At 37.3% G+C, this 18,008-nt stretch carries 19 protein-coding genes, 1 tRNA gene and 2 pseudogenes; 17 read left to right on the top strand and 5 right to left on the bottom strand.

The features are described 5' to 3' along the window. Positions 1 to 11: 11 nt before the first annotated feature. The 8 genes from WA249_RS07190 (at position 12) to WA249_RS07155 (ending at position 5,446) form a co-directional block, all read left to right on the top strand. Positions 12 to 386 (top strand): DUF4845 domain-containing protein, encoded by a 375-nt coding sequence (locus WA249_RS07190; RefSeq protein ID WP_336167436.1) that lies wholly within the window; start codon positions 12 to 14, stop codon positions 384 to 386. After that, the gene (rnc, locus tag WA249_RS07185) at positions 358 to 1,050 is read left to right on the top strand and encodes a ribonuclease III (RefSeq protein WP_016137378.1); all 693 of its coding nucleotides are present in this window, start codon (positions 358 to 360) and stop codon (positions 1,048 to 1,050) included. Before WA249_RS07190 ends, rnc begins: the two co-directional genes overlap by 29 nt. Before the next feature lie 11 nt (positions 1,051 to 1,061). Next, positions 1,062 to 2,084: a GTPase Era gene (era, locus tag WA249_RS07180; RefSeq protein WP_336167671.1), complete on the top strand. Its 1,023-nt coding sequence runs from the start codon at positions 1,062 to 1,064 to the stop codon at positions 2,082 to 2,084. Positions 2,085 to 2,101: 17 nt separating this feature from the next. Then, the gene (locus WA249_RS07175; protein ID WP_336167434.1) at positions 2,102 to 2,302 is read left to right on the top strand and encodes an NF038104 family lipoprotein; all 201 of its coding nucleotides are present in this window, start codon (positions 2,102 to 2,104) and stop codon (positions 2,300 to 2,302) included. Between the two features lie 9 nt (positions 2,303 to 2,311). Continuing rightward, the gene (gene recO, locus WA249_RS07170; RefSeq protein WP_336167432.1) at positions 2,312 to 3,025 is read left to right on the top strand and encodes a DNA repair protein RecO; all 714 of its coding nucleotides are present in this window, start codon (positions 2,312 to 2,314) and stop codon (positions 3,023 to 3,025) included. Positions 3,026 to 3,038: 13 nt separating this feature from the next. Beyond that, on the top strand, positions 3,039 to 3,764 hold the full coding sequence (gene pdxJ / locus WA249_RS07165; RefSeq protein WP_336167430.1) for a pyridoxine 5'-phosphate synthase: 726 nt from the start codon (positions 3,039 to 3,041) through the stop codon (positions 3,762 to 3,764). Between the two features lie 6 nt (positions 3,765 to 3,770). Continuing rightward, positions 3,771 to 4,415 carry a tRNA-(ms[2]io[6]A)-hydroxylase gene (locus WA249_RS07160; RefSeq protein WP_336167428.1) on the top strand — a complete coding sequence of 215 codons (645 nt, stop codon included), beginning with the start codon at positions 3,771 to 3,773 and terminating at the stop codon, positions 4,413 to 4,415. A gap of 272 nt (positions 4,416 to 4,687) precedes the next feature. After that, a complete protein-coding gene (locus WA249_RS07155; RefSeq protein ID WP_336167426.1) occupies positions 4,688 to 5,446 on the top strand; it encodes an SDR family oxidoreductase in 759 nt (252 codons plus the stop codon). A 170-nt stretch (positions 5,447 to 5,616) separates the two neighbouring features. On the opposite strand, the gene WA249_RS07150 is transcribed toward WA249_RS07155, so the two are convergent. Then, positions 5,617 to 5,692: transfer RNA gene (locus tag WA249_RS07150), tRNA-Asn, on the bottom strand. A gap of 58 nt (positions 5,693 to 5,750) precedes the next feature. Here WA249_RS07150 and WA249_RS07145 point away from each other — a divergent pair. Next, a pseudogene (locus WA249_RS07145) lies at positions 5,751 to 5,885 on the top strand (hypothetical protein); the annotation flags it as partial. 41 nt (positions 5,886 to 5,926) lie between these two features. Further along, positions 5,927 to 6,358, top strand: coding sequence for a hypothetical protein (locus WA249_RS07140; RefSeq protein ID WP_336167424.1), 432 nt, complete (start codon positions 5,927 to 5,929; stop codon positions 6,356 to 6,358). Positions 6,359 to 6,373: 15 nt separating this feature from the next. Here the strand turns inward: WA249_RS07140 and WA249_RS07135 are convergent, their stop codons facing one another. Beyond that, a complete protein-coding gene (locus WA249_RS07135) occupies positions 6,374 to 6,811 on the bottom strand; it encodes a PaaI family thioesterase (protein ID WP_336167422.1) in 438 nt (145 codons plus the stop codon). Positions 6,812 to 6,990: 179 nt separating this feature from the next. On the opposite strand from WA249_RS07135, the gene WA249_RS07130 reads away from it, so the two are divergent. Continuing rightward, positions 6,991 to 7,401, top strand: coding sequence for a GFA family protein (locus WA249_RS07130; protein WP_336167420.1), 411 nt, complete (start codon positions 6,991 to 6,993; stop codon positions 7,399 to 7,401). Positions 7,402 to 7,451: 50 nt separating this feature from the next. On the opposite strand, the gene WA249_RS07125 is transcribed toward WA249_RS07130, so the two are convergent. Then, complete coding sequence (locus tag WA249_RS07125; RefSeq protein WP_336167418.1) at positions 7,452 to 8,687, bottom strand: pyridoxal phosphate-dependent aminotransferase; 1,236 nt, start codon at positions 8,685 to 8,687, stop codon at positions 7,452 to 7,454. A 208-nt stretch (positions 8,688 to 8,895) separates the two neighbouring features. On the opposite strand from WA249_RS07125, the gene WA249_RS07120 reads away from it, so the two are divergent. Further along, complete coding sequence (locus WA249_RS07120; protein ID WP_252612335.1) at positions 8,896 to 9,075, top strand: hypothetical protein; 180 nt, start codon at positions 8,896 to 8,898, stop codon at positions 9,073 to 9,075. Between the two features lie 32 nt (positions 9,076 to 9,107). Here WA249_RS07120 and WA249_RS07115 read toward each other — a convergent pair. Further along, positions 9,108 to 10,544, bottom strand: a pseudogene (locus WA249_RS07115) (diguanylate cyclase domain-containing protein); the annotation flags it as partial. Positions 10,545 to 10,719: 175 nt separating this feature from the next. After that, positions 10,720 to 11,511 (bottom strand): A1S_2505 family phage non-structural protein, encoded by a 792-nt coding sequence (locus WA249_RS07110; RefSeq protein WP_336167414.1) that lies wholly within the window; start codon positions 11,509 to 11,511, stop codon positions 10,720 to 10,722. Between the two features lie 180 nt (positions 11,512 to 11,691). Here WA249_RS07110 and uvrB point away from each other — a divergent pair, with 180 nt between their 5' ends. From uvrB to WA249_RS07085, 5 genes are all read left to right on the top strand, one after another. After that, entirely contained in the window at positions 11,692 to 13,713 is a 2,022-nt protein-coding gene (uvrB, locus tag WA249_RS07105; RefSeq protein ID WP_336167412.1) for an excinuclease ABC subunit UvrB, read from the top strand. Positions 13,714 to 13,806: 93 nt separating this feature from the next. Further along, positions 13,807 to 14,394 (top strand): lipocalin family protein, encoded by a 588-nt coding sequence (locus tag WA249_RS07100; protein WP_005307444.1) that lies wholly within the window; start codon positions 13,807 to 13,809, stop codon positions 14,392 to 14,394. 110 nt (positions 14,395 to 14,504) lie between these two features. Continuing rightward, positions 14,505 to 15,452 carry an EamA family transporter RarD gene (rarD, locus tag WA249_RS07095; protein WP_336167408.1) on the top strand — a complete coding sequence of 316 codons (948 nt, stop codon included), beginning with the start codon at positions 14,505 to 14,507 and terminating at the stop codon, positions 15,450 to 15,452. 216 nt (positions 15,453 to 15,668) lie between these two features. Next, entirely contained in the window at positions 15,669 to 17,126 is a 1,458-nt protein-coding gene (locus tag WA249_RS07090; RefSeq protein ID WP_336167406.1) for a glyceraldehyde-3-phosphate dehydrogenase, read from the top strand. Positions 17,127 to 17,275: 149 nt separating this feature from the next. After that, a complete protein-coding gene (locus tag WA249_RS07085; protein ID WP_336167404.1) occupies positions 17,276 to 18,001 on the top strand; it encodes an MFS transporter in 726 nt (241 codons plus the stop codon). The last annotated feature ends 7 nt before the right edge of the window (positions 18,002 to 18,008 follow it).

Here is an 18,008-nt window from a genome sequence, read left to right as displayed (position 1 = left end):
GGAAAAAAGAAATGCGTAAGGCACAACAAGGTACTTCGTATTTAGCAATTTTATTTGGGGTGGTTATATTTGCAATTGCAGTAAAAGCTGTACTTGCAGTTTGGCCAGCATATTGGGATGATCGATTGATTAATAATCAAATAGAGGAGCTTTTACAAGAAAGCTCTTCTGAGATCACCCCACAGAAGTTTGTGACGCAAATGGATCAGCGATTGGAAATGAACAATATTCGTGATCTTCATTTTAAAGAGATTGCGCAAGTGTTTAATGAGTCTGGTCTAAAAGTCCAAAAGAAATATGAGGTAAGAAAACCTTTCTTACTAAATATTGATTTAGTTTTAACCTTTGAGAAGAGTTTTGATAAAACATCAGTTCAAACTAAGTGATCCTCGCTTATTGAGTCGAATCGGATATCAATTCAAGCAGCTTGAATTGTTGCAGTTAGCTTTGACTCATCGTTCGGTGAGTCATAAATACAATTACGAGCGCTTGGAATTTTTAGGTGATTCACTATTAGGTATGATTGTTGCCAATTATCTATATCATGCCTATCCAAATGAAAATGAAGGTCGCTTAACGCGTATGCGAGCGACTTTAGTTCGTCAGGAAGCTTTAGGTAAGATTGCAACCGATTTGCAACTTAGTCGGTGTTTAATATTAAGTACGGGTGAATTGAAATCTGGTGGTCATCATCGTGAGTCAATATTGGCTGATACGGTAGAAGCGATTATTGGTGCAATTTATATTGATAGTGGTGATCTCAACTTACTTACCGATATTGTGCTAAAATGGTATGTACCCTATTTAGACCATATAGAACCTACGGATCAACTTAAAGACCCGAAATCACGTTTACAAGAGTATCTACAAGCACGTAAAAAACCTCTCCCTGTTTACGAGGTTGTAGATATTCAGGGTGATGCACCTCACCAGCACTTTAAAGTTGAATGTTTGATAGATGGTTTATCAAGGATTTATGGTGAGGGTTCAAGTCGTCGTTTTGCCGAGCAGGCAGCAGCGGCGGAAATTTTAAAGTTATTGGAGCAATAACCTGCATGTCGATGCATTCTGATCAAATCAATCCAGATTCAAATGATAACCAAGATCCTAATAATCTGATTGATCAATTTTTTAGTTCCAAAGGCGTAACAATTCCTTCGGATTTTAAGAGCGGATTTGTGGCGATTGTAGGACGTCCAAATGTGGGTAAATCTACCCTCATGAACCATTTGCTAGGTCAAAAGCTCTCTATTACTTCGCGTAAACCTCAAACAACACGTCATAAAATTATTGGTATTGATTCGCGTGAAAAAATGCAGGCGGTATATGTAGATACCCCAGGTATGCATAAAAAAGAAGTGCGTGCTATTAATAAGATGATGAACCGTGCAGCTCATTCTGCATTACGCGATGTTAATTTGGTCTTATTTGTTATTGATGCTTATAAGTGGACACCAAATGACGACTTAGTACTTGAAAAACTCAAGAATGCTGAAATGCCAGTTATTTTGGTGATTAACAAGGTTGATACTTTTGAAGAGAAAAGAGATATTCTTCCTTTAATTCAAGAGCGTGCTAAGCTTATGAATTTTGCCGAGATCGTTCCTGTATCTGCGTTACGCGGAGCAAATCTGGAACACTTGAGCGAAACGATTGAGAAGTATCTTCCTTATCAAGCACCTTTGTATTCATTTGATCAGATTACTGACCGTTCTGAACGCTTTTTAGCTAGCGAAATTATTCGTGAAAAAATTATGCGTCAGTTAGGTGAAGAACTACCTTATGATTTAACAGTACAAATTGAATCTTTCAAAACGGAAGAAGAAGTTGTTAATGAAAAAACGGGTCGTTTAAAGCCAGCTTGTACTTATATTGATGCAACGATTTTTGTAGATCGTGCGGGCCAAAAAGCGATTGTGATTGGTGAAAAAGGTGCCAAGCTTAAAACAATTGGTATGGATGCCCGAAAAGATATGGAAAGGATGTTTGAGCAAAAAATTATGCTCACACTTTGGGTAAAAGTGAAGGGTGGCTGGTCTGATGATGAGCGTGCTTTAAAAAGCTTAGGATATAGTGATATCTAAAGGATAAGGATACTGGTATGAAAACAATTACATCATTGGTTGCTATAATTGGATGTACATTGATGTTGCAAGGTTGTATTTATAAGCTTGTAACCGTACCAGTAGGTATTGCTTACAAAACAACTAAAGGCGTAGTGAAGGGTACAGCTGCTGTTGTGGGGGCTGTAATTCCTGATGGTGATGACGACGATAAGAAAGAAAAAGAATCTAAGGAATAGTTTCTTTTTATGATGCGCAATGAAATCCTACATGGATATATGATTCATCATCGTAAGTATCGTGAAAAAAGCCATATTGTGCATCTTTTTACTCAGGAGTATGGGCGAGTCGATGGTATTTTAAGACAGACTCCGCCTCCTCAGTATCAACCTATTCGATTACAGGCAACGGGTAAAAGTGAGCTGAAGAACTTTACTAAGCTTGAAATCTTAAATCAGCCAGTTTTCTTTTTTGGTGATGCTTTTTTTGCCGGATTTTATTTAAATGAAGTTGTTCTTAGACTTTGTCCATTAGAAGAAACAATGCCACAAACTTTTGAGCAATATCAGTTAACGTTACTTCAATTACAACAATTATCTTCTCACGAAAATCCTGACCTTTTTCTGAGGCAGATTTTGCGCCAATTCGAGCATGTTTTACTTCCTGAACTTGGATACGCGATTGATTTCTCAGTCGATACCCAACAACAGCCGATTCAGGCTCATCAGTTTTACCAATTTCAAGTGACAGAAGGCTTTGCTCCTGTTGTACAAGCGGGTCGTTCTTCTTTGTCAGGGAAAGCAATTTTGTCTATGTTGGATTATGAGCACGGGCAGGATTTTTCTCTCGAACAATTGCAATTATTAGGTAAACTATACCGCCAAATGATTACATCGCTTTTAGGAGATCGTTCCCTAAAAAGTCGACAATTGTGGATTCAAAACACTCAAACTCAATCGTAATTAGGATTTATTTATGGCTGCATTGCTTGGTGTAAACATAGACCATGTTGCTACTTTAAGACAGGCGCGCGGTACTACTTATCCCGACCCTGTAGAAGCTGCTCTCATTTGTGAACAAGCTGGTGCAGAAGGGATTACCTTGCATTTGCGTGAAGACCGCAGACATATTCAAGATGATGACGTACGCCGCATGCGTCCATTACTAAAAACACGCATGAATTTAGAGTTGGCTGTTACTGATGAAATGGTCGAGTTTGCGAAAGAAATTCAGCCACAGCATGTCTGCTTTGTTCCTGAAAGACGCCAAGAAGTAACAACTGAAGGTGGTTTAGATGTAGTAGGTAACTTTGAAAAAGTTAAAGCTGCAACTCAAGTCTTAGCTGCTATTGGTTGCGACGTATCATTATTTATTGATGCAGATTTAGCTCAAATTGATGCGGCAGTTGCATGTGGCGCACCTACGATTGAGTTGCACACAGGTGCATATGCAGATGCCGCAACAGAGCAAGATCAACAGGCTGAGTTGGCACGTATTATCAAAGGTGTTGAATACGCAGCTTCAAAAGGTTTAGTTGTAAATGCTGGTCATGGCCTTAACCTTAAAAATATTGCTCCAATTGCTGCTATCTCACAAATTCACGAGTTAAATATTGGGCATTCGATTATTGCTGATAGCATTTTTGTAGGTCTGGTCCAAGCTGTTAAAGATATGAAAGCAGCCATTCAGGTGGTAGGTTAATTGGTTATGTCGAGTATCAATTACGATGAATTAATGCAACCTGTCTTGGCTTTTTTAGGATGTCAAACGCCAAACGCATGGTTAGATGAGGCAATCAATAATTTAGATATTTTGATGCAAGATCATGCTAATTGCGAAAAAAAAGCAGCTAGTACAGCAATGAACTTAATGTTCCGTTATAGCTTTTTCCCTGATTTGCAAGTAAAGCTTGCACAACTGGTACGGGAAGAAATGCTCCATTATGAACAAGTGCTTGAGCTTATGGCCAAGCGTGGTCAGAAGTGGGATGGCTTAAGTGCAGGGCGCTATGCTGGTGGGCTCCGTAAAGAGATTCGTACTTATGAGCCAGAGGCTTTAATTGATGTACTTGTGGTAGGTGCTTTTGTTGAGGCTCGTTCATGCGAGCGTTTTCACGCACTTGCTCCACGTGTAGATGATGAGTTAGGACGCTATTATCGCTATTTGCTTAAGTCTGAGTCTCGTCATTTTGAAGACTATTTGGCACTTGCACTTGATGTTGCAAAAACTGCAAAAATGAAAAACCCTAAAGAGGATATTCAGCAGCGCATTGAGCATATTCGTGAGGTTGAAAAGAATCTAATTTTAACGCCTGATGATACCTTCCGTTTCCACAGTGGCGTACCTGCATAATCTTGAATGCTTTAAGTTAAAAAAGTTTACTGTGAAAGGTAAACTTTTTTATTAGGTGAGTTTTATCTCTTCGATGGTAGGCATGTTCTGTTTTTAGTTTTTTAATGCATATAATTATTTAATAAATATATTTTTATAGATTTTAATTTCTCTTAAAATTTTTAAAAAAACTTTTATTTTTTTAGGCTAATAATAAATATTGTGTAAATATAAAGGCTGATATGTTCATCATGAGTTCAACTAAATTAGTCGAATATTTCAAGGATATAAGAATGTTAGCATTAGTTACAGGCGCCTCTGCGGGCTTTGGTTATAGTATTTCAAAAAAACTGATTGAGTTAGGTTACAAAGTTATTGGCTGTGGAAGACGGGCAGAAAAGCTAAAAGAATTACAACAAGAACTTGGTGAAAAATTCTATCCCTTAGTATTTGATATGACAGATAGCGTAGAAAATATAAATAAAGCATTGGTTGATTTACCAGCTGAATTTCAAATTAGTCAAATTGATCTATTGGTTAATAATGCTGGATTGGCATTAGGGTTGGAGTCAGCAGATAAATCAGATTTAGATGATTGGTACACGATGATTGATACCAATGTTAAGGGGCTTATTACTGTTACCCGACTAATTTTACCGAATATGGTAAATAAAAAGTCTGGCTTAATTATCAATATGGGGTCAATTGCAGGTACATATCCATATCCGGGTGGTAATGTTTACGGTGCCACCAAAGCATTCGTGGAGCAATTTAGTTTAAACCTTCGAGCTGATTTGTCTGGTACAGGCATTCGAGTAACGAATATTGAGCCGGGGCTTTGCGGTGGTACAGAATTTTCTTTAGTGCGTTTTAAAGGCGATCAGGAGAAAGTGAACAATCTGTATGATAAAAAGAACCCAATTTTGCCTGAAGATATTGCAAATACGGTAGCTTGGGTTGCTTCACAACCTTCACATATTAATATTAATCGTATTGAAATGATGCCGACCACCCAGTCTTTTAATCCTTTAAAAGTGGTTGAAATGGAATAATGATTTAAGAAAGGAATATATTCTTTAAACTTAGATTAGATCATTAAATCAAGTAAGTCGTTTAAGCATGAAAATTAAATCCTCTATGTGTTGATAGGGGATTTTTTATAGATATTGATGAATTTAAGGTAAAAAAAAGCCCGCTTTAATGCTGCGGGCTTTTTAGTATTTGGCTCTCCCACCTGGGCTCGAACCAGGGACCTGCGGATTAACAGTCCGTCGCTCTACCGACTGAGCTATGGGAGAATCTGCATGCGATTATAAGGAGATTTTGAGAAGGGTCAAGTGTAAATTGTCATGTTGACTACATTTTTGTGCTGTATGGCTTTTATTTAACCAGTTTGGCGGTGAGCTAAGAAACTACTTGTACTTTAAAAGTTCAATTGCTAGATTCAAAACAGAACAATCGTTTGAAGAAATTCAAACAGTGTGGATTTAAACCAACTTGCCAGCACTAAAATGGCTAAATCGGAGATAAGTATGAAAACACTTACTGTTGCCTCTATTTTTTCTAATTTTGATTTTTATCAACATCATTATCTCAATATTTTAAGTCGAACAGAATCTTATTACACACCTGTAGAGGGTGCGTCGATTGATGCTTATCCTTTTAAAAAGCAGGACTTGTACTTAGGTGATTTATTACAGCTTTGGTTTAGTTCCAAATGGAATGTGCATGGTTCACTTAAAATTTTAAAAAGCTCGAAAGTATTAAACCCTTCTAAAGCTTTATATATTTTTCAGTTAGAAGGGGAGTTGTTGCTAGGCAAAAACAAAGTTCTAGCTTGGTCTACCGAGCATCAAGAAATTATAGAACTTCAACTTAAAAATATTTGGACATCGTATGTGGTTGCACAAACTTGTGACCGTCCAGATAACTCATCTTACCCAATAAAAAAGGCAGCGGTTTAGAGCTGCCTTTGATGATTATGGACGAATAACCATGCAGGTTGCTGTAGCATAGGCATACAGTTTGCCTTCCTCATCAATAATCTTTCCTTCAGAAATACCTAAATTTTTACTTAAGTTAATGACTTTGCCTATCGCAATTAAAGGATGGTTCCTTGGAATGGGGCGGCACATTTTTACGTTAAGATCGATTGTGCCGTAGCCTACACCAGCAGGTAACATCGTATGTATTGCACACCCAGTTACAGAGTCTAAAACTGTAGCAGCAAAGCCACCATGTACGCCACCAAGTGGATTTAGATGGTTATGATCCGCTTGGGCTTTAAAAGTAACAGACCCTTCTGAAATTTCAGTAGGTTGCATAGGTATGGTTTTGCTAATGCTTGCAGGAGGAATATGGCCTTCTATCATGGCTTGTAAAAATTCAAGGCCAGTCATTTCCATCGGATTTTTCATTTTTTGAGTCCTTTAATTCTTTAAGTTCTAAAATGGAACTTGATGTTAAATTAGGCGTTAAAATACATGTTGTCAAGTACAAGAAATATAGAACACTTTATAGTTTATAAACTTGTAAATTTTGGTTGAGCAGAATATTTTATAACTCTAAAAATATAAACTTAGTGTGGAAGATAATAATGAACGGTCAGTGTTTATGTGGTGAAACAACTTTTGAAGTTGAATTAAAAAATCATGATGTACATGCTTGTCATTGTTCGATGTGTCGTAGACAAACTAGTGGTGTCATTATGACAGTTGATGTGGTCAAAGGTAGTTTAAAGTTTATTCAGCAAAAGCATCTTAGTGTATTTAACTCTTCTGAATGGGGGGAGCGAGGTTTTTGTAATGCTTGTGGAACAACAATTTTTTGGAGAACGAAAGATCAAAGCTACTGCAATATCAATGCATTTTCTTTAAATGAGCCCGTAGAAGACTTAACATTGGATATGGAAATTTTTATTGATTCAAAACCCGATTTTTATACTTTTCAAAATAATACAAAAAAATTGACTGAGGCTCAGGTCGCTGCGTTATTTAGCCCACAATAATTTTAATTATAAAAAAGGCCTCAAAATTGAGGCCTTTTTAGTTTTACAAATTATTTCGCAGCTTTTTCAGCTTCAATTGAAGCGATAGCAGCATCTACACCGTCAATTGAGTCAGCAGCTTTTTTGATACGTGCTAATGCATCAACGAGTACTTCGTCAGCTGTTGCATATGAAATACGCATAAAGCCGCCTAAACCAAATGCATCACCAGGAACGACTGCTACACCAGTTTCTTCTAGTAACCATTCAGAGAACTCTGTGCAAGATTTTAAGCCTTTTGCACGAATGAGTGGACGAATGTTTGCATAGGCATAGAAAGCACCGTCAGCAGGCAAGCAAGAAATCCCTTTGATTTCATTCAGGCCATTAACAACTAAGTCATGACGGCGTTTGAACGCTTTAATCATTGGTTGTAAAACATCTTGTGGACCATTCAATGCAGCTTCAGCAGCAACTTGCGAAATAGAAGTTGGGTTAGAAGTTGATTGAGACTGGATCTTTTTCATTGCACCAATGATTTTTGCTGGACCGGCTGCATAGCCAATACGCCAACCTGTCATTGCATATGCTTTAGAAACGCCATTTAAAACAATCGTGCGATCATATAAATCTGGAGCAACAGTTGCGATGTTGTAGAACTCATCTTCCCAACGAATTGGTTCATACATATCGTCAGATGCAACAAATACTTGTGGGTGGCGACGTAAAACTTCAGCTAAAGCTTCTAATTCAGCTTTGCTATAAATCATACCTGTCGGGTTAGATGGACTGTTTAATACAACTAAACGAGTGTTAGGTGTAATAGCAGCTTCTAATTGTTCAGGAGTGATTTTGAAACGTTGGTCTTCACCACATTTCACAATGACTGGAGTACCTTCAGCAATAATGACCATATCTGGATAGCTTACCCAGAAAGGTGCTGGAATGATAACTTCATCGCCTTTGTTTAATAAAGCAAGCGCCAAGTTAAAGAAGCTTTGCTTACCACCACATGAAACCAAAATCTGATTCGCTTGATAATCAAGATTATTATCGCGCTTAAATTTAGCAATAATTGCTTTTTTTAACCCAGGAGTACCATCTACAGCCGTATATTTGGTGAAACCATTATTAATCGCTTCAATTGCAGCATCTTTGATGTGTTGCGGGGTATCAAAGTCTGGTTCGCCAGCACCTAAACCAATCACATTCTTGCCAGCAGCTTTAAGTTCAGCAGCTTTGTTAGTTACAGCAAGTGTAGGGGACGGTTTGATAGCATTGACACGATCAGAAAGACGTACGTCCACGGCAATATTCCTCTTATGGGATTAAAAAATAAAAAGCATACTATCTTATCGCAAAAATTAAGCAATTTGCGGATGTGGGTATTTTTAGATGTAAAAAAGTTTGATTTAAGAAAGATGTTGTTGCTGTTTTATTCAATTGAAGCTTTTTTGGAAAGAAAGGATAAAAATCATTTATAATAAGTCGCAATCGAAATTTCGAGAATGAATCATGACTGAGCAACAGCCAAAACAGAAAAAGGCTTTGGTGAAATTGCCATTCCCAATGCCGAATGAAAGCAATGAAGCCGACGACGCGGTACACAACCAAGTGCGTCCGAAACCAGAGCAATACGCAGATAGAACATGGATGCCTCCACGTGGTACTCGTCGTTCTATGGGAAAACGTTAAGCTCAAAAACAGGCAATATGCCTGTTTTTTTATTGATTAAATAAAATTTCCTGATAGTAAATTTTTTTCTTTTGATACATGTGATGGTCAGCTCGCTTTAACATGTCCTCAATTTGTTCATTTGCTTGAGTTGTCGCATGTCCAATTGCGATGCTAATTGGATGACTTGAATAATATTGATTGTCGATATTAAAAAGCTCCTGAATCGTTTGAAGCATAATAAGAACATTAGCCTCATCTGCTCCCGGCATTAAAATCACGAATTCATCGCCACCTATTCTAGAAGCTGTATAGGGCGTATTTAAAATGGCCTGAGTTAAAATATTTCCAACGCGACGCAATAAACCATCCCCAATATCATGACCAAACTGATCATTTGTTTCTTTTAATCCATTCATGTCTAAGAAAATTGAAGAAACAGGTCGAATAATGCTTCGGTTTAAACGGTTAAGTTCTTCTGTAAAAAAAGCACGGTTATATAGTTTGGTAAGAACATCGTGTTGTCCTAAATATTCAAGGTAGTTTTCAGCTTTTTTTCGCGCGGTAATATCGGTAAGTGCAACCTGTACCAGTCCCCAAGTCTCTTCGTACCCGGGAAAAACGGTAAATTGAAGTAATACATTTCTCATTTGACCATCTAAAGCGTAATTAATGGCTTCACGTTTATGATGAATATTACCTTGCCATAATTCGATGAGTTGCTCCCGAAAGGTTTCAATCATCTCTTCAGCAAAAATCTTATGTGTATTTCTTAACAGTGTCGACTTATCAGGAGCCTTAAATAAATCAAGAGTTGCCTGATTAACATCTAAAATCAGAATATCTTCTACACATTGACGGACAAATTCAGGATGAACATCTAGAAAAGTTCTAAAATCTTCAATACCTAATAATCTGAGTTGATCAATCCTATTTTTTATACGGCTGAAATCTTCGACCCAAAGAGATGTTGGTGAATAGATAAACATGGATTCAGCCAAGCGACGATTTTTTTCTTCTTCACGAAGGGCACTTTGATAAGGCGTAATGTCTTCGGTAGTAATTAATACACGTTCAAAGGTTGATTCAGAACCAGGTAAAATTGAGCCTCTTAACTGAACATCAATCCGTTTACCTGATAAGGTGTAATTTACAGTCGTACTTGAAAAATGGGTTTTACCATTCCATAGTTCTTCAAGTTCATGAATATGTGATTCGAACATTTCTTTTTTAAAAATAAGATTTAAATTCGAATATAGCTCTTCGTGAGTTCTTGCTTCAAAAAGTTCTAATGTTTTTTGATTAACACGAACAATTTTAATTTTATGCGCGCATTCAATAATTAAATTTTTATTTTGGCTTAAAAATTCATGGAGGTTTTCAATACCTTGATTTCTCCATAAATCAAATTGTTGTTTAACTTCACTGAAATCCTCAATCCACATTGGAATTGGGCTAAGGTCAAAAATTGAAGAATCTAAAGTTTCCATATGTTTCTTTAAGTATTCAGTTTGCCTTAAAGTATAATGAGAAAAATTAAGATTTGGGAATATAAAGAACTTAAATTTATTAGAATAATTAAAAATAAGAAAATTAAATGTAAGTAAAAATAAAATAATGAGAAAGCAGATATTATCTGCTTAGCTCATAAATTTATAAGAAAACTTAACGATTAATAGGGTGATCAATATTTTTTTCACCACGCCATAACTTGATAAAGTCTTGCTCGTCAAAATCGTAAAGTTCCATGAGTGCAACAACTGCACTTACAAAAATCATGGCACCCTCAGAGTTTCCGTGCAGGTCAAAAATTTTACCATTGAGCTTACCTAAAATATCGCTAAGCTCATGATCACGGCCTCGGCCATAACGATCCCGAGGGTATAACTCTTCATTTAAAACAATAAGAGCAATCGCTTTTTCAGCAGCTGATAAATCTGTTTTATCTAAAGCCTCTTCAAAAGATTCACTTCCATGATTGAAGTAAAAAATTACTTCATCATTAATGAAACTTTTTACCATCTTTTGAGTTAATGTTGGAAAATGAGAAACAGCATTATCTTCAACATAAGGCTTAAAAGATTCTGGAAAGATAACGTTGTGATCAATATCTTTAAAGAGTGGTGCAATTTCAGAAACTTTATAACCTGCAATGCCACAACCTAAAGCAGTGACAAAATATTTCATTTTAGGATGATTTTTTGCATATATTTTAAAATCTTCAACATAGTGCTCAATTTGTGAAAGCGGCATTTGTTGAATGTGTTCATTTAAAGTTGGAATTGCAAAGCTTTGACCAGCCCAGCCGCGACCTACACCTTCAACTGCACCAAAGTGTTGACTGGCAACGCGTGCTGCACCGCTACCGTGCTGTCCAGCAAGGTTACTTCCAAATACAAAAACTGTATCTTCTGGAAGTTCGGTTACAATACTTTCATCATGATATTGATAGGTCATGGTTATGCTTTTTATTTAATGGATAGCTTCATGTTGCAACTGATTATGGTATTGGTCAAGTGTTAAGATGCTTAATCTTTTACATTGAATTTTCAACTCAATTTGCACTTTAAATTAAGATAAAAATCCCCATTAAAAGGGGAGACGTTAAATTCAATTTTTTCATAAAGAGAGATAACTTTGAACGAAAATCAACCTTTCGAATTGGTCACTCATTATCAGCCAGCAGGTGATCAGCCACAGGCAATTGAAAAGCTGGTCAATGGTATCGAGCACGGTTTTCGTAATCAGTTATTGCTAGGGGTAACGGGCTCAGGTAAGACCTATACCATGGCAAATGTGATCGCTCAAACACAGCGACCTACAATTGTGATGGCCCATAACAAAACTTTGGCTGCCCAACTTTATGGTGAGTTTAAATCTTTCTTCCCCAATAATGCGGTTGAATATTTTGTAAGTTATTACGATTACTACCAGCCAGAAGCTTACGTTCCATCTTCGGATACGTTTATTGAAAAAGATTCGGCTATTAATGACCACATTGATCAGATGCGATTATCTGCAACACGAGCTTTGTTAGAACGTCGTGATGCAATTATTGTGGCATCGGTTTCAGCAATTTATGGTTTGGGTGATCCGAATGCTTATATGCAAATGTTGCTGCATGTGGTTGAAGGCGACCGAGTAAGCCGCGATGAAATCATCCGCCGATTGGTTGAAATGCAATATACGCGTAATGAACTTGAATTTTTACGTGGTACTTATCGAATTCGTGGCGAAATTATTGATATTTTCCCAGCAGAATCTGATCAACATGCAATTCGCATTGAACTATTTGATGATGAGGTCGACTCAATCCGTTGGTTTGACCCGCTAACTGGGAAAATGGTTCGTAAAGTTTCTCGGATAACGATTTATCCGAAAAGCCACTATGTGACACCAAAAGATCATTTAACCCGTGCCATCGATACAATCAAGGATGAGCTACAAGATCAGCTCAAATTCTTCCGTGAACATGACAAATTGCTTGAAGCACAACGTATCGAGCAACGGACACGTTACGATCTGGAAATGATGCAACAGTTGGGTTATACCAATGGTATCGAAAACTATTCGCGTCATTTGTCAGGACGCCCGTCTGGTGAAGCACCGCCGACTTTATTCGACTATATTCCAGAAGATGCTTTACTCATTATTGACGAATCACACGTTACTGTTCCGCAAATTGGAGCGATGTATAAAGGTGACCGATCACGTAAAGAAAACTTAGTAAACTATGGCTTCCGTTTGCCAAGTGCGCTTGATAACCGCCCTATGAAATTTGAAGAGTGGGAGCGTATTGTACCGACTACCATTTTTGTAAGTGCAACACCTGCTAAATATGAATTAGAAAAGTCAGACCAAATCGTTGAACAGGTGGTACGTCCAACAGGTCTCATCGACCCTGAAATCGAGATTCGCCCTGTTTTAACCCAAGTGGATGATGTTCTTTCTGAAATTAATATTCGTAAGAATTTGAATGAAAGGGTATTAATTACGACTTTAACAAAGCGTATGGCAGAAGACCTGACTTCTTATTTGAAAGAATATGGCGTTAAGGTGGCTTATCTCCACTCAGATATTGATACGGTTGAACGTGTCAAAATTATTCATGAATTACGTACGGGCGTATTTGATGTTTTAGTCGGTATTAACCTGCTACGTGAAGGTCTGGATATGCCAGAAGTTTCTTTGGTTGCTATTTTAGATGCAGATAAAGAGGGTTTTTTACGTTCGGAACGTTCACTTATTCAGACAATTGGTCGTGCTGCGCGTAATGTAAAAGGTAAAGCAATTTTATATGCTGACCGAATTACTGACTCTATGCAAAAGGCAATAGATGAAACTGATCGTCGTAGAGCCAAGCAAATTGAATTTAATGAGTTGCATGGTATTACGCCGCGTAGTGCAGTTCGTCAGGCTGTCAAAGAAATTGACTCGGGTGAGGTACTTTCAGATGACGAGATTGATGAAAAAGTACTTGAACAAGCACAAGCATTGAGTGCCGATGAAAGACATATTCTTTCAGACCCTAAATTGTTTAGTAAACATATTACTAAGCTTGAAAAAGACATGTTAAAGGCCTCGAAAGATTTACAGTTTGAGCAAGCCGCGCGGATACGCGACGAAATTCTTCGATTAAAAGCGCAGATGTTGCAATAAATGAATACATAATGCTACATAATATGTTTAAAAAACAAGCTACTGTACATATTTGAGTTCTTTTGTATTCACAACTAATCGTTGAGGGCAACAATGGCATTTCGAAATAATGTTCCGCAAGCCAGTTGGCGTTTGGCTAAAATTGCGTTAGGCGGTGTCGTTTTGGCTGGTTTAGCTGTCGGAACCTATGTCTATGCTCAGCCGAAACCCTTGCAAACTGTTTATAAAGTTGAACTGGACCGATATTTAGGTGTTTGGTATGAAGTTGCCCGTAAGCCTGCATTTTTCCAAAAAAAATGTGCTTATAACGTATCTGCAACCTACACCTTAAATGAAAATGGAAATGTGGTTGTAGATAATCGCTGCTATGACAATAGAAAACAATTACAGCAATCTATTGGTGAAGCCTTCGTGGTTAACCCGCCATATAACAGCAAATTAAAGGTGAGTTTCTTACCGGAAGCTGTGCGATGGATTCCAGTTATTCGTGGAGATTACTGGATTTTAAAAATAGATGAAGACTATCAAACTGTTTTAGTAGGAGAACCTTCTCGTAAATATCTTTGGGTATTATCAAGAACTCCTCATCCTGAACAAGAAGTGGTGGATGAATATCTAAATTATGCAAAAACATTGGGTTTTGACATTCGCGATATTATCCGTACAGAACATAAAGAATAACTGTCGATGTCTGATTAATAAAAAACCATGTTTTTACATGGTTTTTTCTTTTTTATAGTGGATAAATCAAGTATTGTGGTGAGCTGTTTTTACTAAAGTCTAAGAGGGTGATGATGTTTAAGGGCGTGAGCTTGTCTGTCATGGCATCTATCACTTTTGGTGTACTTTATTTTTATACTCAATTGTTAAGTCAGCTTGATAGTCAACAGACTTTTGGGTGGCGGATTATTGCAACAATACCATTTCTCACCTTATTTATGTGGTGGAGTGGTGATTTAGCATATATCAAAAATATCTATAAGCGTATTTTAGCTAAGCCATCTTTATTACTGTTGTTAATCACAACCTCCGTTTTAACTTCAGTCCAACTTTGGCTGTTTTTATGGGGGCCTATGCATGGGCGAGGTCTACAAGTATCTTTAGGATATTTTCTATTGCCACTTGTTCTAGTTTTAGCTGGCAGTGTGCTTTATGGCGAAAAAATATCAAAATTTCAATGGGTCGCAATTATTCTTGCTGTCATTGGTGTGGGGCATGAAATCTGGCGTTTAGGAAGCATTGCTTGGGAAACTGCATTGGTTGCGGTTGGCTATTCTGCCTATTTTTTATTACGTAAAATAATTAAAACAGACAATTTAGGGGGCTTCTGGTGGGATTTAGTCATTATTCTGCCAGTTGCGATTTATTTGACCCATACGGGTTTACTTCCGTATAGCAAATTTATAGACCAACCGAGTCTTTCTTTAGTCATTGTTGGGCTTGGAATTTTAAGCGCTATTGGTTTAGGAAGTTATATTCTGGCAAGTCGCTTTTTACCCTTAGTGGTGTTTGGGCTTTTAGGGTATTTGGAGCCTGTGCTGCTTGCTCTAGCTTCTTTAGTTTTAGGGGAGAGTATTGGCCAAGAAGAATGGTTCACCTATATTCCGATTTGGTGTGCAGTATTTGTGTTAGTTTTAGAGGGGGCAGTTCACCTTTATCAGCAACATCAAAAAGCCAAAAATTTGCAGCTAAACATCGCGAAATATCAAAAAAGATTAAAAAATGGTGAGTTGGATTAGAGGTTCAGAATCTAAAAAGTAAGAAAAAGCAAAAATTTAGCTGTTTTAAACAATAAGATAATAAAAAATAATTATAGGTATTTTATGAATTTATGATGAATTTTAGGAAAATCTAATCACTAACGTCAGCTTTTGATTCATTCTTGCCAATAATTCCATTACAATTACGGGGTTTAAAAAATCACGCCTAGATATAATTAATTAGAGGACGTATCTGTGAGCAAAGACACTATCATCGCCCTGCATGCTGAACACCAAGGCCGTTGGAAAAACCGTGAAGAAATCGCGGAACGTATGATTGCATTAATCGGACAATTATACCGTGAAAAAAATATTGTCGTATCTGTTTACGGTCGCTCTTTAATTAACCGTTCTGTTATCCAAATTTTGAAAACTCACCGCCGTACACGTGTTGTAGACGTTGAACTTTCTGTTGTAAATACATTCCCAATTTTAGAAGCTTTAGCTCAGCTTGAAAATATTGGTTCTGCAGAAGTTGATATCGGTAAACTTGCTGTTGAATATAAAGAAAAAGGCGGTGATATTAACGCTTTTGTTGCTCAAGCAGTTGAGTCAATTAAAGGTAGCGCAACTTCTGAACAACCTAAAGATGTCGTTCTTTATGGTTTCGGTCGTATTGGCCGTATCTTGGCTCGTTTAATCATTAGCCAATCAGGTTTAGGTCGTGGTTTAAGCCTTAAAGCAATTGTTGTGCGTAAATCTTCTGATGGTGATTTAGCAAAACGTGCTTCTTTACTTCGTCGTGACTCTATTCACGGTACTTTCGCTGGTACAATCTCTGTTGATGAAGAAAACGAAGCAATCATTGCGAATGGTAACTTCATTAAAGTGATTTATGCATCTAGCCCAAGTGAAGTTGACTATACTGAATACGGTATTTCAAATGCACTTGTAATCGACAATACTGGTAAATGGCGTGATGCTGAAGGTCTGAGCCAACACTTGAAATGCCCAGGCGTTGCACGTGTTGTATTGACTGCACCAAGTAAAGGCGAAATGAAAAACGTTGTATTTGGCGTAAACAACACCGACATCTTAGATGAAGACAAAATCATCTCTGCTGCAAGTTGTACAACAAATGCAATTACTCCAATTCTTAAAGTATTGGATGACAAATATAAAGTTCTTAACGGTCACGTTGAAACTGTTCACTCATTTACAAATGACCAGAACTTAATCGACAACTACCATAAAGCAGATCGCCGTGGTCGTGCTGCTACTTTGAACATGGTAATTACAGAAACTGGTGCAGCTAAAGCCGTTGCTAAAGCATTACCTGCATTGAAAGGTAAGTTAACTGGTAACTCTGTACGTGTTCCTACACCAAACGTATCTCTTGCTATCTTGAACTTAACGCTTGATAAAGAAGTTGATCGTGAAGAAGTGAACGAATACATTCGTCAAATTTCGATTAACTCTAGCCTTCAAGGTCAAATTGGTTATACCAACTCGACAGAAGTTGTATCAAGTGACTTTATCGGTTCTCGTACTGCTGGTGTATATGACGCTCAAGCAACGATTACTTCTGGTAACCGTTTAACTGCTTATGTTTGGTACGATAACGAAGTTGGTTATAGCTGTCAGGTATTACGTATCGCTGAACAAATGTGCGGCGTAAGCTACAAAAAAATTCCAGCAGAATTGAATGCTTAAGATCATTTAATGATCTATAAAAGATTTTCACAAAAAGACCCAGTTTAGACTGGGTTTTTTTACAACCGTACAAAATATATGCTGACTATTTTTTGTAAATAAATGAGAATACGAATTAAGGAAAAAAAGAAAATAGTAAGGGATAGGAATTGTCGCAGTTTAAACGTTTGTTGGTCGTTTTTATATTTATCATTATTGCCAATTTATGTGGTGTACTCATTGCAATATGGGTGTTTAAGCATTTTAATATTTATATTCCATTGAAGAATCAGGCAGTTGCGATTGACTTGCAAGAACCTCTACAAGTTAAGGTTAAAGTACAAGATGCTTTAAACGTTGATGTGAAAGGGCGGGTAAATGCCAGTATTCCAATTGATGAGAAACTGAATATTCCACTAACGCAAACGCTAACGCCGCGCGTTTATTTCGATAATATGGTACCCATTAGCACAACAATTCCAGTTAAAGAAACATTAAAAGTTGAGCAAAATCTACCAATCGATACTAAGGTTCAAGTCAGAATTTTGGGGCGTGATATTACGCTGCCGTTAAAGGGATCAATTCCATTAAAACTCGATGTTCCGATCGATATTAATGTTCCGCTTGAGCAAAAGGTTCATTTAAAATTTGATGCACCAGTGCGGACAGTATTAAAAGAAAATTTACATATTCCTTTAAAAGCAAGATTGGATACTAATATTCCAATTGAGGGTAATTTGAATGTCCCTGTTAAAACAGCACTAAATGCTTCGGTCGATGTGAAAAACACATTGCCTGTGAAGATTGCAAATGGTGAGTTAAAAATTCCTCTGTCCAGTATGCGATTAAATCGGGTAGTCGGTTCAGAAACATCGCAGACTACAGCTAACCAATAGGGTGGAT

It is taken from the genome of Acinetobacter sp. 161(2023) (assembly GCF_037027805.1).
Classification (GTDB): domain Bacteria; phylum Pseudomonadota; class Gammaproteobacteria; order Pseudomonadales; family Moraxellaceae; genus Acinetobacter.
Note: the sequence above shows the minus strand (reverse complement) of the source record. Positions and strands in the feature narration are given on the sequence as shown.